18 protein-coding genes are annotated in these 21,963 nt (G+C 43.7%); 7 read left to right on the plus strand and 11 right to left on the minus strand.

Translation table 11 applies throughout. From position 1 onward, the window contains the following. Positions 1-837: an HDOD domain-containing protein gene (locus tag R1T43_RS17350; RefSeq protein ID WP_211069892.1), complete on the minus strand. Its 837-nt coding sequence runs from the start codon at positions 835-837 to the stop codon at positions 1-3. A 389-nt stretch (positions 838-1,226) separates the two neighbouring features. Between R1T43_RS17350 and R1T43_RS17355 the strand changes: the two genes are divergently transcribed. Then, positions 1,227-2,933 carry a dipeptidyl-peptidase 3 family protein gene (locus R1T43_RS17355; protein ID WP_317355903.1) on the plus strand — a complete coding sequence of 569 codons (1,707 nt, stop codon included), beginning with the start codon at positions 1,227-1,229 and terminating at the stop codon, positions 2,931-2,933. 100 nt (positions 2,934-3,033) lie between these two features. Here the strand turns inward: R1T43_RS17355 and R1T43_RS17360 are convergent, their stop codons facing one another. From R1T43_RS17360 to folB, 4 genes are all read right to left on the minus strand, one after another. Then, positions 3,034-3,402, minus strand: coding sequence for a histidine triad nucleotide-binding protein (locus tag R1T43_RS17360; RefSeq protein WP_211069893.1), 369 nt, complete (start codon positions 3,400-3,402; stop codon positions 3,034-3,036). A gap of 142 nt (positions 3,403-3,544) precedes the next feature. Continuing rightward, positions 3,545-4,345 carry an undecaprenyl-diphosphate phosphatase gene (locus R1T43_RS17365; protein ID WP_211069894.1) on the minus strand — a complete coding sequence of 267 codons (801 nt, stop codon included), beginning with the start codon at positions 4,343-4,345 and terminating at the stop codon, positions 3,545-3,547. 8 nt (positions 4,346-4,353) lie between these two features. Next, positions 4,354-4,848, minus strand: coding sequence for a 2-amino-4-hydroxy-6-hydroxymethyldihydropteridine diphosphokinase (folK, locus tag R1T43_RS17370; protein WP_317350541.1), 495 nt, complete (start codon positions 4,846-4,848; stop codon positions 4,354-4,356). Next, positions 4,848-5,201 (minus strand): dihydroneopterin aldolase, encoded by a 354-nt coding sequence (gene folB / locus R1T43_RS17375; protein WP_317350543.1) that lies wholly within the window; start codon positions 5,199-5,201, stop codon positions 4,848-4,850. Before folB ends, folK begins: the two co-directional genes overlap by 1 nt. A 238-nt stretch (positions 5,202-5,439) precedes the next feature. Between folB and plsY the strand changes: the two genes are divergently transcribed. Next, on the plus strand, positions 5,440-6,042 hold the full coding sequence (gene plsY / locus R1T43_RS17380; protein WP_211069897.1) for a glycerol-3-phosphate 1-O-acyltransferase PlsY: 603 nt from the start codon (positions 5,440-5,442) through the stop codon (positions 6,040-6,042). Positions 6,043-6,082: 40 nt separating this feature from the next. Here the strand turns inward: plsY and R1T43_RS17385 are convergent, their stop codons facing one another. Further along, on the minus strand, positions 6,083-7,387 hold the full coding sequence (locus R1T43_RS17385; protein ID WP_317350545.1) for an ectonucleotide pyrophosphatase/phosphodiesterase: 1,305 nt from the start codon (positions 7,385-7,387) through the stop codon (positions 6,083-6,085). A 69-nt stretch (positions 7,388-7,456) separates the two neighbouring features. Further along, entirely contained in the window at positions 7,457-8,470 is a 1,014-nt protein-coding gene (gene tsaD, locus R1T43_RS17390) for a tRNA (adenosine(37)-N6)-threonylcarbamoyltransferase complex transferase subunit TsaD (RefSeq protein WP_317350546.1), read from the minus strand. Between the two features lie 389 nt (positions 8,471-8,859). Between tsaD and rpsU the strand changes: the two genes are divergently transcribed. The 5 genes from rpsU to R1T43_RS17415 all read left to right on the plus strand — a co-directional run bounded on the left by rpsU (position 8,860) and on the right by R1T43_RS17415 (position 14,743). Then, entirely contained in the window at positions 8,860-9,075 is a 216-nt protein-coding gene (gene rpsU / locus R1T43_RS17395; protein WP_012517258.1) for a 30S ribosomal protein S21, read from the plus strand. Positions 9,076-9,382: 307 nt separating this feature from the next. After that, positions 9,383-9,829: a GatB/YqeY domain-containing protein gene (locus R1T43_RS17400; protein ID WP_062086005.1), complete on the plus strand. Its 447-nt coding sequence runs from the start codon at positions 9,383-9,385 to the stop codon at positions 9,827-9,829. Between the two features lie 141 nt (positions 9,830-9,970). Beyond that, positions 9,971-11,752, plus strand: a complete 1,782-nt coding sequence (dnaG, locus tag R1T43_RS17405) for a DNA primase (protein WP_317350575.1) — start codon at positions 9,971-9,973, stop codon at positions 11,750-11,752. 324 nt (positions 11,753-12,076) lie between these two features. Further along, positions 12,077-13,903, plus strand: coding sequence for an RNA polymerase sigma factor RpoD (gene rpoD, locus R1T43_RS17410; RefSeq protein ID WP_013785437.1), 1,827 nt, complete (start codon positions 12,077-12,079; stop codon positions 13,901-13,903). Between the two features lie 144 nt (positions 13,904-14,047). Beyond that, the gene (locus R1T43_RS17415) at positions 14,048-14,743 is read left to right on the plus strand and encodes a cupin domain-containing protein (protein ID WP_317350577.1); all 696 of its coding nucleotides are present in this window, start codon (positions 14,048-14,050) and stop codon (positions 14,741-14,743) included. 187 nt (positions 14,744-14,930) lie between these two features. Here R1T43_RS17415 and R1T43_RS17420 read toward each other — a convergent pair whose 3' ends face one another. The 4 genes from R1T43_RS17420 to R1T43_RS17435 all read right to left on the minus strand — a co-directional run bounded on the left by R1T43_RS17420 (position 14,931) and on the right by R1T43_RS17435 (position 21,962). Beyond that, on the minus strand, positions 14,931-16,550 hold the full coding sequence (locus R1T43_RS17420; RefSeq protein WP_317350579.1) for a methyl-accepting chemotaxis protein: 1,620 nt from the start codon (positions 16,548-16,550) through the stop codon (positions 14,931-14,933). Positions 16,551-16,702: 152 nt separating this feature from the next. Continuing rightward, positions 16,703-17,884 (minus strand): topoisomerase IV, encoded by a 1,182-nt coding sequence (locus R1T43_RS17425; protein ID WP_317350581.1) that lies wholly within the window; start codon positions 17,882-17,884, stop codon positions 16,703-16,705. Between the two features lie 32 nt (positions 17,885-17,916). After that, complete coding sequence (locus R1T43_RS17430) at positions 17,917-18,321, minus strand: phosphate ABC transporter substrate-binding protein (protein WP_317350584.1); 405 nt, start codon at positions 18,319-18,321, stop codon at positions 17,917-17,919. A gap of 530 nt (positions 18,322-18,851) precedes the next feature. Then, on the minus strand, positions 18,852-21,962 hold the full coding sequence (locus R1T43_RS17435; protein ID WP_211069903.1) for an efflux RND transporter permease subunit: 3,111 nt from the start codon (positions 21,960-21,962) through the stop codon (positions 18,852-18,854). Position 21,963 lies beyond the last annotated feature (1 nt).

Below are 21,963 nucleotides of genomic sequence, written 5' to 3' on the forward strand. Positions count from 1 at the left end.
TTAGGCAAATATTTGCTTTGCGGCACTGGCAAGGTCGGCAAATTCATCTGAGTGAAGTACCGCCACATCATCAATCACATCTCGCTGTATGGCTAAGTTCAACACTGCGTCTTTTTGACTATCCATTGCGCCAGAAACGGCCGCACCAACACGAACGAAATCTATGTAGGTAACCTGTTCAGGTATATAGCTTAAGTCTTTCCAGCATTTGGCTACACTCACAAACTCTTCACCAAAGCCCCACTCTCGCATAATACTAGCGCCAATTCGGCCCGCTAGCTTGTCGATAGCCACTTCTAAAAAGGTTGGATTCGCAAACACTTCAGGGTGTCTTTCCGCTTCGGTTAAAATAGGTAATACGCCAATGTTATGGGTTAACGCTGTTAGCGTCATAATATCCATACTCATTTCACGCTTTTTCGTGCGAGCGATATAAAGCTGCATTACCGCCATTGAGTTAGCCACGATATTCACCGTATTCGCCCACTCTTTTTGTAGATAGGCACTCACTACATCGTTTTTAGAAACGAACAGCTGCTCCATGGCAAGCGCGGTTGAAATATTTTTGATTTGGCGTAAACCAATGCGGGTTACCGCTTGGCTGATAGAATTTACTTTGATACTGCGACCCATATAAGCACTGTTCGCAATTTTAATCATTCTTGCGCTTAGTGAGGGGTCTTGTCCGATAACATCACCCATCGCACTTAAGTTGATATTAGGATCGTCCGCTGACTTTCTTACTTTTAAAGCAATAGCCGGTAATGTAGGAAGTACGAGTGTGTCGTTTGTTATTTTTTCAACAAGAATTGTTGAGAGCGCATTTTGTGTAGACATATACCTACCCTTAGATATGTTTCAAATAGCCACTAAAAGGCAATGAATTTAAGATACCCGCGGTTACACTGTAATCCTTGTTTGCGAGTAAATGACCAAGTTGCAGTTGCTCAGAGACTTACTATTCCACTATACGCTACACATATGAAAAGCATAGCTTTATGATAGCAGGAAATCACATTCCCCTTATGTTATAACCGTTATTGAGCTCGAATAATATTGAACCTTTTACTAACTCAACATTGAATATGCATTATTACGCGTTATGAACAGTGTAGTACATATGCCTTTACATGAAACCTTGATACACATCAAAACGCCGCTCGCTAACGTGTTACTTTATTGTATATTCTTATCCTGCCAATAAATGTAGAACAGAAACCTTTATGATGAAATTTCCGCGCAAACATTACTCTACTCTTGCAGTGGCTGTTGCCACAAGTTTATTTATGAGCGCCTGCTCTAAGGCGCCAGAAGAGACAGTATCAAAAACAAATCCTTCTGTAGAGGCTCCGCAAACTGCATCACCCGATAGTGCCCTTCTTGTGAATGAGTCTCGGCTATCTATTTATCATCCCGTTGAACTCACAAGCGATTTATCCCACTTAAGCGACAACCAACAAAAGATGATTGGTTTGCTTATTGATGCATCAAAGATAATGGATGACTTATTTTGGAAACAAGCCTTTTTCGGCGATAAAAGTGAGTTTCTAAATAATATTAAAAGCGACGATGTAAAACACTTTGCTTCAATCAACTACGGCCCATGGGACAGATTGAACGGCGATAGCCCTTTTCTTTCAGGCTATGAAGAAAAAGCCCTAGGTGCAGAGTTTTATCCTCACAACATGACAAAGGCCGACTTCGCCACCGCTACGTTTGAAGGCAAACAAGGCTTATACTCGTTAGTGAAGCAAGATGAAGCTGGCAACCTTTACTCTGTACCCTACTCTGAGGCGTACAAAAGTGAATTAACTGCAGCATCCAAAATTCTAAAAGAAGCGGCTGAACTGGCAGAAAACTCAAGCTTTAAAGCCTACTTAACCCTTCGTGCACAAGCATTACTTACCGACGATTACTTAGCGTCTGACATGGCATGGATGGACATGAAGACCAACCCTGTAGAGTTGGTAATTGGGCCAATTGAAAGCTATGAAGACCAGCTATTTGGTTATCGCGCCGCCTTTGAAGCCTACGTTCTGGTAAAAGATTTAGCTTGGAGTGAAAAGCTCGCAAAATACGCAGCATTTCTTCCAGAGTTACAACAAGGTTTACCTGTACCTGCCCAGTACAAAGCAGAAGTACCAGGCTCCGATGCCGACTTAAACGCCTATGATGTAGTGTATTACGCGGGTCATTCAAACGCTGGCAGTAAAACCATTGCGATTAACTTGCCTAACGATGAGCGTGTACAGCTTGAAAAAGGCACCCGTCGCTTGCAACTGAAAAACGCTATGCGTGCCAAGTTCGACAATATTCTTATTCCCATTGCAGACATGCTAATTGCACCTGAGCAACGCGCTCATATTACGTTTGATGCGTTTTTTGCTAACACTATGTTTCACGAAGTGGCGCATGGCTTAGGGATAAAAAACACCCTTGATGGCAGCAATACGGTAAGAGGTTCATTGAAAGAGCACGCCTCTGCATTAGAAGAAGGTAAAGCTGACATTTTAGGTCTTTACATGATTCAAAGCTTGCTAGAAAAAGGTGAAATTTCAGAAGGTACACTTGAAGATTACTATGTGACCTTTATGGCTGGAATTTTTCGCTCAGTACGTTTTGGGGCGTCTAGTGCACACGGAAAAGCGAATATGATCCGCTTTAATTTCTTTGCACAAGAAGGCGCTTTTGAGCAAACCGAAGACGGTGTTTATCGCGTTAATGTTGAGAAAATGGGCGCAGCAGTAGCCGCGTTATCAGAGCTTATATTAACCTTGCAAGGTGATGGCGATTACGACGGTGTTGCAGAACTTGTCGACAGTATGGGCGTAATTAAACCACAGCTAGCGGCAGATTTAGCACGCTTAGAAGCGGCAAATATTCCTGTGGATATTCACTTCGAACAAGGCAAAAAGGTACTTGGTTTGAACTAACCACTTCCTTTCTATAAGTGGTTTAGTAAAGACTAAGCCGGTTAGTTGCCTGTGTTAAGCAACTAGCCGGCTATTAAACTTATCGCTATGCGTTTAAAAGCTATTCTAAACGCTTAGCGTTATCGGTATATGGCGGCCAGCCCATGATTTTACCGGCTAGTACATGCAAGTGTATGTGGTACACCGTTTGCCCACCAAACTCATTACAGTTCATTACCGTGCGGTAACCCTGCTCATCCACACCTAATTCAGCGGCTACCTTCGCAGCAATATAAGATAAATGCCCCACCAACTCTCTATCTTCTTTTGTGATGTCATTGATAGTAGGAATTGCTTTTTTCGGGATCACTAAAAAATGCACCGGCGCTTGCGGGTTAATGTCCCTGAACGCCAACGAGATATCATCTTCATAAAGGATATCTGCTGGAATTTCTTTATTGATAATCTTCGTAAAAATAGTGTCTAACATTGCGTACTCCCTGCATCAATTATTGTAACCATACTGCGTTGCTGAATACGTCAAAAAAGGCGACGTCCGAAAAGGAAAATCGCTCCTTTGTGTTACGCCAACACAGTATTATGAACCCTATGCTAACAGCTTGGGGAAAAGCTTATGCGAAAACGAACCAAAGCAAAATGACGCCTAACAGTAAGCGATAAATCACAAATGGAAGCATACCAATTCGCGATATCCAGCTAAGGAAGAGGTAAATACATAAGTAAGCACTCACAAATGAGAACGCAGCGCCATAAAGCAACGCAGACCAATCAACTGCTTCGTTAGCTTGTAATAAATCAAGAGTGGCGAGCAAACCGGCGCCCAAAATAACAGGGATAGACAGTAAAAACGAAAAGCGCGCACAGCTCTCTCTATTTAAGCCCAGCATCAAACCTGCTGTCATGGTAATACCCGAGCGAGAAGTACCAGGGATTAGCGCCAGTACTTGCGCTAAACCAATCAACAATGCTTGTTTCCAGTTAAGCGATGTTAATTCTTGAGTGCGTTTCGCGGTGGCGTCGGCATACCATAGGGCTAGGCCAAAAATAATGGTGGTAGCGGCGATAACAAGGGCAGTCCTGGCGTTAAGCTCTATCCAGTCTTTCATGACAAAACCAATAATTACAGCAGGTATAGTGGCGATAATCACATACCAGGCCAACTTACTGTCAGTGTTTTGCTCTTTTGTGAATCCCTTGGTAACCCACGCCACTGTCATTTGTACGATTTCTTGGCGAAAATAAATCATTACCGCCAGTAAACTTCCCACGTGAACAGCAACATCAAACGCTAACCCCTGACTTACCCAGCCAAATAGTTCTGCGGGCAATAATAGGTGCCCAGAACTGCTGATAGGTAAAAACTCGGTAACGCCCTGAATAATGGCCAATATGATTATTTCGAACAGTGTCATTCCGTTGCTTAGCTCCAAGTAAAATTGATGGGCGAGAGTGCTTGTGTTTCTTTATCGAAAGCCTGCCAAAGCGCCTCGTAGGTTTTGCCTTCAACAGGGTGAATATCATTGGGAACCAATTCAGCTAACGGCCATAGTACAAAGGCGTTATACAGAATCTCTTCCCGAGGCAATACGACGGGTTCATGGGTAACTTGGTCGTCGTATGTGAGTAAATCTAAATCTAGTGTACGGGAACAAAATTTCTTTTCCCCGTGTTTACGGCCATTGTCGCTTTCAATCTGACGAAAGGTATCTCGCACTTCAATGATACTCATAGAAGTCTCGGCTTTCGCGACTAAATTATAAAAAGCACTGCCATCGAAGCCGACTGACTCACTCTCATATACCGAAGAGTAGCTAACGTCATCGAAATTCTGTTTAAGCGCTTTAATACTTTCTCGTATGTAGTGTTCTTTGTCGATATTAGAACCCACACTAATTAAAATCGTATGACGCCCCACTAGGACTTTTCCTGATACATAGCCACTGCCACCGTTTGTGCATTAGGAAGAATATTCGGCTTCACAATTTTCAGGCGAATAGCATGAGCCCCAAAGGTGGCAAGTACTTGCTTCATTACAGCACCGCCAAATGCTTCTAGCAGCATAAAGCGACTGTTTTTCCCTACCTCAGTAATGCAATCAGCCACGTCGGCGTAGTTAATGGTGTCATCAACATTATCCGACTGCATTGCAGCATCTAGGTCAGCGTCGAGTTCAACATCGAGCAACAGCGTGGTTACACGCTCGCGCTCCCAATCATACACACCAATGAGGGTATCGACAGCTAGCCCTGTTATATATATTTTTCCCATAAACCTTTTCATTCTTATGACCATACTGGTCTTACTACCACGTTAACTTCTTCTCAAAAGGTGGTATATCACTTTTGAATGGAGTAGCTTTACGCTTTACGTTATTCGCCTTAGAGCGATGGTGGCACAACTATACCGTTGTACTGCAAGTGGGGGCAACACGCACAATAGCATTCGCCTCATATTATTAGTGTAGATATACGTTTAGTGTACAAAGCAGCAGGTTAAAGCAGCAATAATGATACCGTTAGCCCTATTAATGATTTGTGTAGCCTATTTGTTTGGCTCTTTATCGAGCGCGGTAGTTATCTGCAAAGCATTTTCTCTCCCCGATCCCCGTACTGCAGGCTCTAAGAACCCCGGCGCCACCAATGTATATCGAATTGGTGGCAGAATTCCGGCTTTGCTGGTGTTGGTAATGGATATTTTGAAAGGCACTATTCCGGTTTACTCAAGCTACTTTCTAGGCTTGGAACCCGTGCTTTTAGGTCTTATCGCTATTGCCGCATGTTTAGGCCATATTTTCCCTTTATATTTTGGCTTTAAAGGGGGCAAAGCAGTAGCAACGGCATTTGGTTCCATGTTACCTATTGGGTTAGATTTGGCAGGGCTACTTATTCTAAGCTGGGTTATTGTGGTGTTTCTTACCGGCTACTCGTCACTCGGCGCATTGGTTGCAGTCAGCCTAGCGCCGCTGTTTACGTGGTTAATAAAGCCACTTTATACCGTTCCGGTACTCATGCTGTCTTTACTTATCATCTTACGGCACCGGGAAAATATCGCCCGATTGATGAGCCGTTCTGAAGGTAAAATTTGGGACAAGGGCAACACCAAAGAGTAACTACTATCATCCTGTTGGCCTAACAAACGCTATTGATGATTTATCGTAAACCTTGCCTTAATACGTCAATTTCGCCATCAATAGTTGTCAGTAATTCCAGCCCCATAATTTCCGCCAACGCTGGGTATATTTCCAAATTGCTAAACGCAGGCACTGTCTTACCTTCTTCAAATGAGGGGCCAGATGCAACAAATAACCCTCCCATATCTGGAAGCGTATTTAAGTATCCATGCCCACCTTTACTAACATGGATGTCCTCTTCACTTCTAAAACGACCTGGAGGCGAAATTTCAATAATAATGTCGCCAGTGCGCTCGTTGTACGGTATTTGCCTTTTATTACGCTCAGCAGTGGTTAACACATTAAATTGGCCGTTTGCGACCGCATTAAGCCGTGATGCCTCATCTGCAATTAGCTCGGGCGACACCTCAGAATGTGCATATAATCGAACCAGAGCACCACTATTATTAATGGTAAAATAATCCGGAATATCTAGAGATTCCACCATAACGTTATGACTGTCTTTTAATGTTGTCATTCCGTGATCAGACACTATCACTAAATCTACCTTTATGGGCAGCGTGTTCAGACGGTCATACAGTTGGCCAATTAACTCATCAACCTCAGCTACGGCTTCTTTTGTTTTTGACGACGTAGGCCCTTCGTCGTGACCCACCGTATCGGTTAGCGAAAAATAGCCTGCAACAAAGAGTGGGCGTGATGCTTCAGGTAAACGTAGCCATTGAACAATTTGATCAATCCGCTGTTGGTAGTCCGCATATTTTGAATAATGGTAAAGATAGGTAGGAAGAGCGCCGGCTATTCTGGCGTCAGATTCAGGCCAGAAAAAGGTCGCTGCTTTATGTCCCTGAAATTCAGCTAAATGCCAAAGGGGCAATGCCGTAATCCAACTACTATCTTGCTTAGCTTTACCCATCGAATATTTAGCATATCCCCCCGCACTATCAGGCCGCGACTTAGCATAGAACCGGTTATCAATAATACCGTGGTTTATGGGTAACAGCCCCGTTATAATCGAAATATGGTTAGGGAATGTATTCGCAGGATAAACTGGCGTTAATGATGTTGATCGCACACCCGCTTTAGCAATACGGGCGAGATTTTTTGCATCGTGAAGTTCAATGTAATCATGCCTAAACCCATCTAATGAGATGAGTACGACATGATTTTTTTCGTGCTGGACCGGTAAATTGGTAATGGGGTCTAACGTGATATCGTTATGACTTTGGGCGTTGGCATATAAAGCTACTAGCGATAAAACACTAGCAATGGATAGCTTTACGTAAAATTGAATGAATCGCCAAGGTTGAATCTTTTCAAACATAATGGTTGTCCTACAAGCTAAATACATACTTTTTAGTTAGCATGATAACCCTGCCCCACGATAGCTTTATTATACAGGCGCTAACATATCGAGTGGCCAGCGAGGTTTGGCTTGTGAAGAAAGCCCTAATATTTCACCTGCTTTTAAACGCTGCATACCTGCATAGGCAATCATGGCACCGTTGTCGGTACAGTATGCCAAGTTCGGGTAGAACACTTCCCCACGTAAATCGTCCATCAAGGTTTTCATTTGTGAGCGCAGCATGGTGTTCGCACTTACGCCTCCAGCAATGACAAGGCGCTTCATCCCAGTTTGTTTAAGCGCTCGCTTACATTTAATGATTAACGTGTCGATAACCGCTTCTTGAAATGCATAAGCAATATTTGCTTTGGTTTGTTCGTCGTCATCCGCAGCACGAATAGTATTGGCTGCAAACGTTTTTAAACCGCTAAAGCTAAAATCTAAACCAGGGCGATCTGTCATAGGACGTGGGAATTTGTAGTGGCCTGGCTCACCTTTTTCAGCCAATTTAGCTAATAAAGGCCCACCAGGATAATCAAGCCCCAGAAGCTTAGCGGTTTTATCGAAGGCTTCGCCGGCAGCATCATCTATCGACTCGCCAAGTACTTCGTAGCTGCCTATACCTTCTACTTTTACCAACATAGAATGGCCGCCCGATACTAACAATGCAATAAAGGGAAATTCAGGTGCGTTATCTTCTAGCATGGGGGCAAGTAAATGCCCTTCCATATGATGCACACCTACCGCAGGTACACCCCACGCATACGCTAAAGAACGGCCCACTGATGAACCGACTAATAAGGCACCAACAAGGCCTGGACCTTGGGTAAAGGCTACGCCGTCTAATTCACTAGGTTGGGTGTTAGCATCACTAAGCGCTTTTTCGATAAGGGGAATAATTTTTCGAACATGATCTCGTGACGCAAGTTCAGGCACTACACCGCCGTAATCGGCGTGTAATTTAACTTGGCTATATAATTCGTGTGACAATAACCCCGCAGTGTCGTCATAAACGGCAATACCCGTTTCATCACAAGAAGTTTCTATTCCTAATATACGCATACTATTCCTAATATTTGCATTGAGCCAAACCTTACTTTTACGTCTTTAATAACAAAGTTTATTACAATAGATCAGTACCTGACCTGTTTGATCATCTGCGATCTGTGATATGATCCACTCAACCAATGCGGGATCGCGCTGAATTCTTCTTCTCACGTAGACAGATAAAAGGTATTACCTTGTCTCAGAGGGCGCAGAGTTTACCTTTATTCCGCATATCTTGGAATGGTGCTTCGTTTATTTGCGCAATATTGCCTATTTTTTGGCAATTCAGTCTTTACTTTCTGTTCGGAAATGATTAGAATTTCGCACCATTTTTAACCCGGGTGGCCTTTTTAGCGCTCAATTTCCCGGAATTATACAGCAAAAGTTTTGAGGTGAGTGTTTAAATGCCTATCGTTAAAGTTAGAGAAAACGAGCCGTTTGATGTAGCGCTGCGTCGTTTTAAGCGTTCTTGTGAGAAAGCAGGCGTATTGTCTGAAGTTCGTCGTCGTGAGTTCTTCGAAAAGCCTACTTGGGAACGCAAGCGTAAGAAAGCCGCTGCCAAAAAGCGTCATCTAAAGAAATTAGCTCGTGAAAACGCACGTCGCGTAAAACTCTACTAATACAGGGTTAACTTACGAGTCTGAAAGGTGTTGCATTTGCAGCACCTTTCGCGTTTCTGGGGTACAAAAACTGTTTCGCTCGTGCTAGTTGTTACAATTGTCGAATAACTTGTAATGCATCGTGGAATATCAATAATGCGTGTTAAAGCTCGTTTTCAATACGTTGCGGACTTACGTCATTATTTATAGTGCGTGCCTTTTATCGGGTATGCCTGTATAGAATCTCTTTTTTATTTATATCTTTCTTCTTTATATCTTTATAATGACTTTCCTTCTTTTTTGAAACTTTACTTAATTTGGGAGCATCATGGCTTTAATAGACGATTTAAAATCTGCACAAAAAGATGCAATGCGCGCTAAAGCGAAATTACGTCTAGGCACCATTCGTATGGCAATTGCAGCCATTAAACAACGTGAAATTGACGAGCAAATCACCTTAGGTGATAGCGATATTCTTGCAGTATTAACCAAGATGGTTAAACAACGTCAAGATGCCGCCTCTCAGTTTGATGCCGCTGACCGTGATGATTTGGCCAGTAAAGAGCGTGAAGAGATTGTTGTGTTGGAAGGTTTTCTTCCTCAGCCTTTAACCGAAGACGAACTTGCCGCCTTAATTGATGAAGCAATGGTAAGCACCGGTGCTCAAGGTATGCAAGACATGGGTAAAGTAATGGGTAGCCTAAAACCACAAGTGCAAGGCCGTACCGATATGGGCGCACTAAGCGCTAAAATAAAAGCCCGTTTGAACGCCTAAATATCGTCAAAGATATAGCGGTAGAAATAGAATTAGCCGGGTTTGTGTAATCGCAAACCTGGCGTTTTCATTATTTACCTTCCCTGTTAAAGTACTTTTTTGTGCTACCCTAATTACCGTTATAAGCATTAGTGTCTCCCCATGGCCGGAAAAATACCTCGCGATTTTATTGATGATATTCTCTCACGCACCGATGTTGTAGACATTGTTGATAGTAGAGTGAAGTTAAAAAAAGCGGGCAAAAATTATCAAGCTTGCTGCCCTTTTCATAATGAGAAAAGCCCTTCTTTTACCGTAAGCCAAGAAAAGCAGTTCTATCATTGCTTTGGTTGTGGTGCGCACGGCAACGCTATTTCCTTTTTGATGGAATTCGACCGGCTTGAATTTGTTGAAGCCATTGAAGAACTCGCCAAACTCTATGGATTAGAAGTACCGAGAGAGAAAGGCCACTTGCCTGTTGTTAGCGAAGAGAAAAAGCAACAGCTGCAAGACGACTATTCACTAATGGAACACGTTGTTCGCTTTTTTCAACACCAACTAAAGCAAAATGAAAATAGCGGAAAAGCCATAGATTATTTGAAAAGCCGAGGGCTTAGCGGCGATATCGTTAAGCAATGGGAAATTGGCTATGCGCCAGACAGTTGGGACGCCCTGCTAAAAACCTTTGGCAAAGACCAAGCCCGTGTAAAGCAGCTTATCGACTTAAAACTGGTTAATCAAAACGACCAAGGCAGACGTTACGACTTCTTCCGCGACCGAATCATGTTCCCTATCAGGGACAAGCGAGGCCGCGTAGTCGGTTTCGGTGGCCGTGTATTAGAAGACGGCGGCCCAAAATACTTAAACTCCCCTGAAACCCGTATTTTCCATAAAGGCAGTGAGCTATTTGGTTTTTACCAAGCTCGTCAACAAAACCGTCAACTCGATGCAGTACTCATTGTTGAAGGTTATATGGATGTAGTGGCATTAAGTCAGTTTGGTATTAACCAAGCAACGGCTGCACTTGGAACCGCTACCACGGCTGAACATATGCAAATGTTAGTGCGAGCAACGCCGCATATTGTTTGCTGTTACGATGGCGACCGTGCAGGTCGAGAAGCAGCATGGCGCGCGTTGGAAAATGCCCTGCCCGCGTTAAAAGACGGCGTCAGACTGTCTTTCTTATTCTTACCTGACGGCGAAGACCCAGATACTATGGTAAGAAAAATTGGCAAAGATGCCTTTATGGAAATGCTTGATAATGCCATGCCATTGTCACGCTTCTTTTTCGAAAACCAATTGAAAACTCATAAAGTGGGTACACCGGAAGGCAAGATAGCGCTTCGCAAAGCCGCCATGCCATTAATTGAAAGTGTACAGGGTGACGACCAAAAGCAGATGTTATTAGAAGAGCTTGCTAAACATACCGGTGAATACGATAGATTTAAGTTACAGCAAGATATATCTAAAGCGAATCACGCCAGTAGCAAGCCCGCTTATTCAGCGAATAGAAACCTGGTAGGAAAAGCCCGCTTGTCACCGCTACGCATGCTGATTCGATTACTGCTAGATTCCCCTTCGCTAGCCACACGCTGTGATGACGTGCAACCTTCTGTATTTGAAGGGAGTGATGCCACCGGAATGGACCTTTTATTGGATATTCATCGTTATTGTGCACAAAATCCTCAAGCAACCACCGCGCAGCTAGTTGAAAACTTCCGCAATCATCCCCATTCTTCTACTATCGCGAAATTATTGTTACAAGAACATCTTGTTAAAGACGAGGAAGCTGAACGTGTTTATAGCGACAGTTTTGCTCGATTACTCGATTGGCATTTCGATAGCCGCGTTGAAACTTTAATTTCCCGCTCTCGGGTTCAGCCACTAACTCAAGTGGAAAAAGAGGAACTGAACTTGTTAATGAAGGAGCGCCAGAAAAGCTGACCACAAGGTCTAGGCTAATAACTGGCTAAAAAAACAGCCGTCAATCTGGTAAAACCATTAGTAATTCTGCTATACTGGTTAATTCGCTGCACGCAAGCTTATAAGCATAAATGTGAACAAATTTGCAGCAATGTCAGTAGCAATTATAAAGCCGAACAAAACGGGCAGAACCAAACCCGGGCAGGTGTGCACCGTTTAATATGACGTGACACCGAGCGGAAGCGGCATTGATACAACAGTAGTACTACAGAGAAATAATGTACATACCTCTTTGGTATGGGTATTTCTATTGCAAACTAATTGAATGTGAGAAGTGTAGGTTATATGGCGCAAAGCAAGCAGTCTCAGATTAAACTCCTGATTGCAAAAGGTAAAGAGCAAGGTTACTTAACCTTTGCAGAAGTTAACGACCACCTGCCGCAAGATATTGTCGATTCTGATCAAATTGAAGATATTATCCGCATGATCAACGACATGGGAATTCAAGTTTCTGAATCTGCACCAGATTCAGATGAACTTCTCATGCAAGAAGCAACCGCCGATGAAGACGCAGCTGAAGCTGCTGCTCAGGCGCTTGCTACAGTAGAAAGCGAAATTGGGCGTACCACCGACCCTGTGCGTATGTATATGCGTGAAATGGGTACGGTTGAGCTTCTTACTCGTGAAGGCGAAATTGAAATAGCCAAGCGTATAGAAGATGGAATCAATCAGGTTCAGTGCTCTGTTGCTGAATATCCTGAAGCCATCACCTATTTGCTCGATCAGTGGGACTTGTACGAAGCAGAAGAAATTCGCATCAGCGACATTATTTCTGGTTTTGTTGACCCGAATGATGATCAAGATCTTGCTCCTACGGCCACGCATATCGGCTCTGAACTTTCAGAAGAAGAACTGGAAGATGAAGACGATGATGATGATGAAGAAGATGAAGATGAAGGCGGTGTAGATCCTGAACTAGCACGCGCTAAGTTTGGCGCCCTTCGTGATCAGTACATCAAAGCACGTGATGTCATCGAGAAGAAAGGTCGCTCTCATGCTGCCGCTCGTGAGCAAATCAATGCATTGAGTGAAGTCTTCAAAGAATTCCGTCTAGTGCCTAAGCAATTTGATCGTATGGTTAAAAACATGCGTTCGATGATGGACAAAGTGCGTATCCAAGAACGTCTTGTTATGAAGTTCTGTGTTGTTAACGCCAAAATGCCTAAGAAAGATTTCATCAAGGCATTTGCAGGAAACGAAACGTCTTCTGCTTGGTTAACAAAAGCGATTAAAGCTAACGCTGCGTACTCTGATGCATTAGCCGTAAATAAAGAAGAAATTGAACGCTGTATTAGCAAAATGAACCAGGTTGAACAAGAAACTGGTTTGGTTATTGCTGATATCAAAGACATCAACCGTCGTATGTCAATTGGTGAAGCAAAAGCTCGCCGTGCGAAGAAAGAGATGGTTGAAGCTAACTTACGTTTGGTTATTTCAATTGCTAAGAAATACACTAACCGTGGTTTGCAATTCCTTGACCTTATTCAGGAAGGTAACATCGGCCTGATGAAGGCGGTAGATAAGTTTGAATATCGCCGTGGTTATAAGTTTTCAACTTATGCTACGTGGTGGATTCGTCAGGCAATTACTCGTTCTATTGCCGACCAAGCGCGTACTATCCGTATTCCTGTACACATGATAGAAACGATTAACAAACTTAATCGTATTTCTCGTCAAATGTTGCAAGAAATGGGTCGTGAGCCAACACCTGAAGAATTGTCTGAACGCATGCTTATGCCAGAAGACAAAATTCGTAAAGTGTTGAAAATTGCTAAAGAGCCAATCTCAATGGAAACGCCAATTGGCGATGATGAAGATTCGCACCTAGGCGATTTTATCGAGGACAGCACCATTATTCAGCCCCTCGATTCTGCGACCGGCGGTAGCCTTAAAGACGCAACACAAGAAGTGTTGGCAGGGCTTACAGCACGTGAAGCGAAAGTACTTCGTATGCGTTTCGGTATCGACATGAATACTGACCACACACTTGAAGAAGTGGGTAAGCAGTTTGACGTTACCCGTGAGCGTATTCGTCAGATTGAAGCGAAGGCATTGCGTAAGCTACGTCATCCTAGCCGCTCTGAGCAGCTACGAAGCTTCTTAGACGAGTAGAATACTCGCAAAAAAGTAATAAAAATTTAAAAATCCCCTGCTTCGTCAGGGGATTTTTTTATATTGAGTTAGCGCTAAGCTTTGCTTAATACTTAGCGTGGATGAAAGCCTAACATTCTTAAATATAACAATGGCAGAGGTCATATGCGCTATAACGCTGATTTTTCTCAACCTGTGTTTGTTCACCCAGCAGATTACCAGTGGCTTCCCTCACCAGCAAAAGGTGTAGAGCGGATGATGCTAGATCGTATTGGCAATGAAGTCGCAAGGGCCACCACTATTGTTAGATACGCACCCAATTCGCACTTCCCAGAACATGCACACGATGGTGGAGAAGAAATTCTGGTACTTGATGGCGTGTTTGGAGATGAGCATGGTAAATACCCCAAAGGCACTTATCTACGAAACCCTGTTGGCACCTCTCATAGCCCAGCAATTGGCGCTGAAGGCGCGGTAATACTGGTTAAGCTGCACCAATTCGATAAAGATGATAAAACGCCCAGTATCATTAATACAGCCGCCAGCGTTGTCGATTCAGTCACCTGTGCTAACCGCATTAACGCCAATATGACCCAAACGGCAGAATGTAATACGCAGCTTTTGCATCAATATGGTAAGGAAATCGTTTGTATGCAGTTTGTACCTGCCAATACCTCTCTTACGCCCTGTTTATACGAAGGTGGCGCAGAGTACTTTGTGGTAGAGGGAACATGTATCTATGAGAAGAAACACTACCCTGCGGGAAGCTGGCTGCGTTTCCCCTCGGGATTTAGTCATTCACTTTCAACTGGCAAAAGCCGCGTTAAGCTGTGGCATAAAAATGGTCACTTGCCACAATAAGTGAGTTCTATATGCAGCGGTATAGCTTTAATCCGGTATAGTTTTACTGCGATATAGTTTTTCGGTAGTGATGGTTTTACAGAGGTAATTAGCAACCGCTTCGCAACTTGCATTGCGCGTTACCTACTTAATGCCAGATACAAAAACGCCCTCAATGGTGAGGGCGTTTTTAATATTGGGTTAGCGATTATACTCGGAACTGTTTCGCTATCAATTCTAGATGCTGTGCTAAATCCGCAAGTTCATTACACATAACACCTAATTCGCCTGAGCGAGTAGAGGTTTGCTCTGTACGTTGATGAATTTCTTCAACGTGCTTCACAATGTCTACCGCCACTGAACGTTGATCTTCAGTGTTGTGTGCAATCTGTTCGTTCATTTGGTTAATGCGACCAATGGTGCTGGTGATCGTTTCTAAACTAACACCCGCTTTATTAGCCGTTTCAACACTATTCGTTGCTTGCTCGGTACCTCGAGACATCACTTCTACCGCTGAATGCGCTGCACTTTGTAGTTGTTCAATAGTGCTTTGAATTTCCTCAGTCGATTGTTGAGTACGTGATGCTAGTGTACGTACTTCATCAGCAACAACGGCGAAACCACGCCCTTGTTCGCCGGCTCTAGCAGCTTCAATAGCGGCATTAAGCGCAAGTAAGTTAGTTTGCTCAGCAATACCCTTAATAACGTCGAGTACCGAGCCAACTTTGTTCGAATCTGATTCCAAACGACCAATCACATCAGCGGTTTCACGCACGTTTTCAGCTAACTGCTGAATACTAGAAACGGTTTGTTGTACGATTTGACGACCTTCGCCAGCAGCGCTGGTGGCTTCGTTAGCATCACCTGCTGCTTGTGCTGCACTGTGTGCTACACCGTCTACCGAGCCACTCATTGTATCAACCGCGAGTTTGGCGTTTTGTGCTGACTGTTGTTGAATATCTATAGTACGTTGGGTTTCTTCTGTAAGACCGCGAAGGTTTTGCGCTAAGTTTGATAACGGCAAACTTGCCTCAACCACATCTTTCACAACGCCTTGCAGTTTATCCATAAACTGGTTGAACCAATAAACCAACTCGCCAATTTCATCTTCACTTTTCGTTGCGATGCGAACGGTTAAATCGCCATTTTCTTGAGCAATATCTTTAAGCGAGCGCACTACGTCATCAATGCTTTGCTTAATGCCACGAACGATGGGCACAGCAGTAGCAAACAATAATAAAGTAACGACAATGGTCATTACCACACCGGTACTAATAAGCGAGGTATTCGCGGCGTTGGTTCTTTCAAACGAGGCAACAAAAGCGGCTTGTTGCTCGTCTCTAAAATTCGTCATAGAAGCAATAACGGCGTCGTATGAACCATTCATTTGAGCCGATAGCTGCCCTAAACGGCTAAAATCAGCAGTACCATCAACCATAGATTGTGAAACACCGAAAGCTACCTCGAAGTAATCATCGAATCCCTGAGAAATCTTTGATATTGCAGGACCGAACTCAGGACTAATCGCTTTGATCTCATCTAGCCCAGCTTTAGCATCTGTAGCCAACTCACTTGCAGCACTTAACGTATCTTGGTCGCCAGTGGTTACTGCACTGCTTAGCGTGTCCCTCACTTTTTGCATATCGACTAATGTAGAGGCAGACAATTGAAGTGCGGGGAACTGAACCTTCTCAACTTTCTCGAGGGTGTCGCCATTATTCAATGCAACGTAAACAGTAATTAAGAGGTAAATAATAAAGCTTAATGCAGCAATTCCCGGTATCAGAAAAATCTTTGTTGCGATGGGCATTTTTTTTAGAAAATTCATTTTTATCTCACCAATTACGTCACTTTACTTTAGGCACGGCCATAAAACATGGCTTTGTTATTCTATATCTTCACTTTCTCAAAAAACTTTAGAAATATCTTAGCCCTGCGCATTGCTGAACAGGGCGATCTAACATTTTATTGTAGTGCTACTTAGAATGTATAGTTTGCACCAACTCTAAGTAGAGTAGCATCGTTAGCGTCATTTAGGTCATCGCTGTACCAAGTAACGCCAGCTTTAACTGCAAATCCTGGCTCGATATCATAACGAAGACCTAAAGTAACAGCAGAAGTGTCCTGTTCTTGGTCGGCAGCAATGCCTGTAGCCGCTTGATAGATTGCAGACCACGTTGCATCTGTTACTGCATCGCCAGTGTCAATCATGCTAGGCAACCCAGCAATAAGTGCTACTTGATCAGCGTTATCAGCTTCTTCTACTTCAAAAGTAATATGAGGTGTGAACTTACCAAAACGCATTCCGGCCGTTACGTACCAAGCATCATTTGATGCAATGATTGCATCATCTACTTCTGTTTTTGTATACTCAGCACCGATAAACCAGTCGTATTTATCAATATCCACAGCGACTTCAAAGAATGTACCTGTGTCTTCATTTACGCTGAAACCTTCAGCAGCAGCAGTTGCTGGTGGAATGAACGCACCAAATTGCCCCATGCCTGCAACAAACGTATCAAAATCTTCGTTAACTGCTGTAGTTTTACCGCGTGCTAGTAAAGTACGTGCACTAAACCAATCTCGTGTCGCTTCAAAAGAAACGGCAACTACGTTTTCTAACTCTAGCTCAGCCGGTGTACCTGAAATAAAGGTATCAGCTTGAACTCGACCTACAGTAAACTGCGCGCCATATTCCCAATCGCCTGAGTATGTGCTGTAGTCAAGACGCACACCATCAATGTTGTTGAAATCGATTCCGTAAACAGAGTCAGGTGGCGTTAACCAGTGGTATGAATAGCCCACATCTAATGACGCAGAGTATTTGAACAGTGGTAAACGGATTCTACCAGCGCTAATGCTTACGTTGTTATTTACCACGTAAGTCATGTAAGCCCACTCGAAGCTTGCATCGTAGTCATCACTACCACGGCCTACTAACTGCGCCGTAGCAGAAAGCTTGTCGCTTACATCGCCACGTACTTGTAGTCCAAAGACACTTGCTGGATCAAAGTTAAAGTCGCTGTCGTAATCGTATACTGCTTCGTCATCATCTAGTGTCATACCACCGATTAGGTTAGCGAAGCCGTTAATTTGAATTTCTGCAAATGCTGGCGCGGCTAAAAGGCTAGCAGCGGTTAAAAAGGCAAGTTTGGTTTTCATGCTCGTTCCTTAAAAATTCTTAAACTGTGTAATCAAAAAGTGGCAACTACGCGAACGCTTCCGTCGACGGAGCCAGCATCTACATAGCCAATTGCACCCGGGTCTGCAGCAACAGCTGAAACCACCTCGGCGTCGCTACCTAGTGCTTTAGGAGGCTGACCTTTCCCAGTAAAAACTAATTTAGACCAAAAAGCGGTAAGCTGTGACGCAGACTTATTTAAAACTTTGCCATTGAATTCATCTGTAGCGGCTTGTCCTTCAGCAAGTGCTAGAGGTACTGCATTCGTGCCGTTTGGAAAAGATTTCATTTTATTGAGGAAAAGTCGGCTGATTGAATCTTTATCTAACGCATCCCCATTGGATGGGTGAACTATCACTGCTACATCTGCAAAAGCCATGCTGCTGCACAAACTTGCTGCTAGTATCCACTGTTTCATTACATGTCCTCTAAGTCGTATTTGTTTCGGTAGCGCAAAACTAAGAACGTTATTCTTTAATTTACAAATACCGATGTGCTTATTTTTTATTCTTACTCATACAGATATCTTCCTGCTTTAAGATTAAGATAAGTATTAGCAAGGATTAGAAAAACTGCCAACTGAGTTACAAAAAATTCTTGTATTAAATTTCGTTGCGTTCAGTCTGGCTTTAAAAAGTAGGCGCAGTTTAGGGAAGAGAGGCGTAGAAGCAACTATACTAAAGGATAAGCGCACTGGAAGGGCTTAAAAAGTCATACGTAAAAATAACTAAGGCGTAGCGAGAATTCCTATTTAATTACTTAAAATCAATTAGATAACAAAAAAACAATAATTTAACTTAGGAGTGCCGAACGATATTAGTGTATAAAAATATATACCTTAATACCGCACGACTTTTTGAACTTTTTAGTCCTTATTGGTCAAGCACTGAGCATAACCGTATGGAATAAGCGTTTAAAAAACACGCTCTTGCCCTTACTAATAGGGGCTCAATTTTCCTCACCCTTACGGTAGGGAATGTCAACTTCTAGGCGTTCTATTTCAGTACTTCTTTGCTGTGGCGATCCGGTATTTCGGGCTAGCCAACTGTAAGCGGTAGGCACTACGTATAAAGTCATGAAAGCTGAAACCAGCACGCCTGCCGCGATAACCATACCAATTACCATGCGACTTTCCGCACCAGGCCCAGAGGCAAACACTAAGGGCAAAGAACTAAATACCGTCGTAAAACCAGTCATAACGATTGGGCGAAGACGCTGAGCAGCGGCACGTCGTAAGGCATCTTCAAAGTTCATACCGGCATCTCGTAGCTGATTAGCAAACTCCACAATCAAAATACCGTTCTTCGCCGCAAGGCCAATCAACATAACCAGCCCTATTTGGCTATAAATATTAAGTGTCATCCCGGCAAAGAATAAGCCGATAAAAGCACCTACCAGCGCGAGCGGTACGGTTAGCATTATGACTAACGGATGCACCCAACTTTCAAATTGGGCAGCAAGAATAAGGTATGTAACAGCTAACGCCAGCATAAACACATAGACAAAGGAATTCCCTTGTTCTTGATAAAGTTGTGACTCGCCTTTGTAGTCGATAGACACATTGTCAGGCAGCTCTGTGCGTACGATATTTTCAAGGTAAGCCAAGCCTTCTCCTAATGTATAATCGCCGGCAAGGTTTGCTGAAATGGTGACAGCTCGCATGCGGTTATAGCGATTTAAGCGAGACGACGTCGCCTGCTCTTCGAAAGTAAGCAAGTTGTCCATGGGAATAAGCTCGCCGCTTCTTGAAGAGCGAACATAAAGATTATCGATACTATTTGGGCTTCTGAAATCAGCCTCTATCCCCTCGATAATCACATCATACTCTTCGCCTCTATCTAAGAATGTAGATACCGTACGTTGCCCTAACATCACTTCTAAGGTACGGCCAATATCACTAATAGACACACCCAAATCAGCGGCTCTGTCTCTGTCGATATTGACCAGAAGCTGAGGTGATGTTTCTTTATAGTCAGAATCGATACGAACTAAGTTTCTATTTTCTGATGCCTTTTCAATGAGGATGTCACGCCACTCAACTAAGTTCTCGTAGGTGTCACCTTGCAATACGAATTGCACAGGTCGGCCGAAGCCTGCGCCTGAAATCCCACTTCGCATGATGGCAAATGCTCTTACATCAGGTACGGCATCAAGCTTCGCACTTATTTCATCCATCAATGTGAAGGTGCTAAAATCACGCTCATCCCAATCAGCAGAGCCAATAATAGCCATACCAGCATTGTTACCAAATCCAGGTGTACGTACCAGTAACCTGCCTATTTTACCGCTTTCACGGTAGGGCATTAGGATGTCTTCGATAAGTTTTAGATTAGCGGCATTACTTTCGAAACTAGCCCCTTCTTGCGAATTCATTAGAATATAAAAGTTTCCGCGATCTTCTTTTGGTACGAATTCGCTGGGTAACTTCTCTGAAATCTGCACTAGCGCAACCACTGAAACAATCAGTAGTAGCACCATGATAAACGGCTGGTGAATAGTGCTTCCCAAGCTTTTGAAATAGCGATTTTCGAGTGCATGAAAACGCTTGTCCATCCAAGCGCCAAACCCTGCTGAACGGGTACGTTTCTTTAGAATTTTCGACGCCATCATGGGCGATAATGTTAATGCGGTAAAACTAGAAAACGCCACAGCAGCAGCAATGGCCAGGGCAAACTCAGTAAACAAACGCCCAACATTCCCTTCAAGAAACACCAAGGGTACAAACACAGAAATCAGTACCAAGGTAGTTGCAATAACTGCAAAGCCAACCTCTCTCGCCCCTCGATAAGCGGCTAATATGGGCGGCTCTCCCATTTCTATACGCCGGGAAATGTTCTCAAGTACCACGATGGCATCATCTACCACCAGCCCAATTGCCAGCACCATGGCAAGTAAGGTAAGTAGGTTGATAGAGAAGCCTAACGCGTACATCACAATAAATGCAGCGACCAACGACACGGGTACGGTGACCGCAGGAATCAGTGTGGCGCGTACATTGCCCAAGAAAAGGTAAATAACAATCACCACCATAAGCATGGCTATGGCAAGGGTTTCGTAAACTTCGTTAATCGATGCTTCAATAAACACTGAGGAGTCATAGCTAGGCACAATGAAAATATTGTCCGGCAATGTTTCTTCAATCTTTCTAATTTGCGCTTTTGCTGAGCGAGCAACATCTAAGGTATTGGCTTTTGACTGCTTTATAATGCCCAATCCAATCATGTTAACGCCGTCACCTCTGAACTCGGTTTCGTCGTCTTCAGCCGCCAATTCCACATTCGCAATTTCACCTAAGCGAACCAGGTATCCATCGTCTCCTACCGCAACCGTTAGGGCCGCAAAGTCTTCTGGCGATAAGAAAGTACGGGCTACACGCACTTCAAAGTTTCTATCTAGCGACTCAACTTCACCGGCAGGAAGTTCGACGTTTTCAGAACTGATAATACTTTCAACATCAGTTACGGTAATGCCTCGCGCAGCCATCGCATTTCTATCAAGAAATACTTTCATGGCATAGCGACGACCACCACCAATTTGGACCCGCGCGACCCCATCGGCTACCGATAAGCGGTCTACCAAGAAGCGTTCTGCGTAGTCGGTAAGCTCCATGGTATTAAGGTTTGTACTGCGTAGGTTGTACCACACAATGGCACTTTGATCGGAATCGGCCTTTGAAACTTCTGGAGGATCGGCCTGATCAGGCAGATTATTCAGTGCCCTACTCACTCGCTCTCGCACATCATTAGCGGCAGCGTCGATATCTCGAGATAATTTAAATTCTATGGTGATATCAGAACGTCCATTGGTGGACGTTGAGGTAATATTTTTAATCCCCTCAATACCCGAAATTCGGTCTTCGAGTAATTGAGTAATGCGAGTTTCAACAATATTGGCCGATGCGCCCGTGTATTTGGTTGAAACCGATACAATAGGCGGGTCAATATCTGGGTATTCACGAAGGGCCAGCATGGATATGGCGACCACGCCAAATATAATCAGCAGCAGGTTGATAACCGTTGCAAATACCGGTCTTTTTACTGAAATGTCAGATAACAACATG

Source organism: Alteromonas sp. CI.11.F.A3 (assembly GCF_032925565.1).
Classification (GTDB): domain Bacteria; phylum Pseudomonadota; class Gammaproteobacteria; order Enterobacterales; family Alteromonadaceae; genus Alteromonas.

Excerpts from the sequence above, each read along its gene's own strand:
- R1T43_RS17350 (WP_211069892.1), bottom strand. The coding sequence starts at position 837 with ATGTCTACACAAAATGCGCTCTCAACAATTCTTGTTGAAAAAATAACA.
- R1T43_RS17355 (WP_317355903.1), top strand. The coding sequence starts at position 1,227 with ATGAAATTTCCGCGCAAACATTACTCTACTCTTGCAGTGGCTGTTGCC.
- R1T43_RS17360 (WP_211069893.1), bottom strand. The coding sequence starts at position 3,402 with ATGTTAGACACTATTTTTACGAAGATTATCAATAAAGAAATTCCAGCA.
- R1T43_RS17365 (WP_211069894.1), bottom strand. The coding sequence starts at position 4,345 with ATGACACTGTTCGAAATAATCATATTGGCCATTATTCAGGGCGTTACC.
- folB (WP_317350543.1), bottom strand. The coding sequence starts at position 5,201 with ATGGGAAAAATATATATAACAGGGCTAGCTGTCGATACCCTCATTGGT.
- plsY (WP_211069897.1), top strand. The coding sequence starts at position 5,440 with ATGATACCGTTAGCCCTATTAATGATTTGTGTAGCCTATTTGTTTGGC.
- R1T43_RS17385 (WP_317350545.1), bottom strand. The coding sequence starts at position 7,387 with ATGTTTGAAAAGATTCAACCTTGGCGATTCATTCAATTTTACGTAAAG.
- tsaD (WP_317350546.1), bottom strand. The coding sequence starts at position 8,470 with ATGCGTATATTAGGAATAGAAACTTCTTGTGATGAAACGGGTATTGCC.
- rpsU (WP_012517258.1), top strand. The coding sequence starts at position 8,860 with ATGCCTATCGTTAAAGTTAGAGAAAACGAGCCGTTTGATGTAGCGCTG.
- R1T43_RS17400 (WP_062086005.1), top strand. The coding sequence starts at position 9,383 with ATGGCTTTAATAGACGATTTAAAATCTGCACAAAAAGATGCAATGCGC.
- dnaG (WP_317350575.1), top strand. The coding sequence starts at position 9,971 with ATGGCCGGAAAAATACCTCGCGATTTTATTGATGATATTCTCTCACGC.
- rpoD (WP_013785437.1), top strand. The coding sequence starts at position 12,077 with ATGGCGCAAAGCAAGCAGTCTCAGATTAAACTCCTGATTGCAAAAGGT.
- R1T43_RS17415 (WP_317350577.1), top strand. The coding sequence starts at position 14,048 with ATGCGCTATAACGCTGATTTTTCTCAACCTGTGTTTGTTCACCCAGCA.
- R1T43_RS17420 (WP_317350579.1), bottom strand. The coding sequence starts at position 16,550 with ATGAATTTTCTAAAAAAAATGCCCATCGCAACAAAGATTTTTCTGATA.
- R1T43_RS17425 (WP_317350581.1), bottom strand. The coding sequence starts at position 17,884 with ATGAAAACCAAACTTGCCTTTTTAACCGCTGCTAGCCTTTTAGCCGCG.
- R1T43_RS17430 (WP_317350584.1), bottom strand. The coding sequence starts at position 18,321 with ATGAAACAGTGGATACTAGCAGCAAGTTTGTGCAGCAGCATGGCTTTT.
- R1T43_RS17435 (WP_211069903.1), bottom strand. The coding sequence starts at position 21,962 with ATGTTGTTATCTGACATTTCAGTAAAAAGACCGGTATTTGCAACGGTT.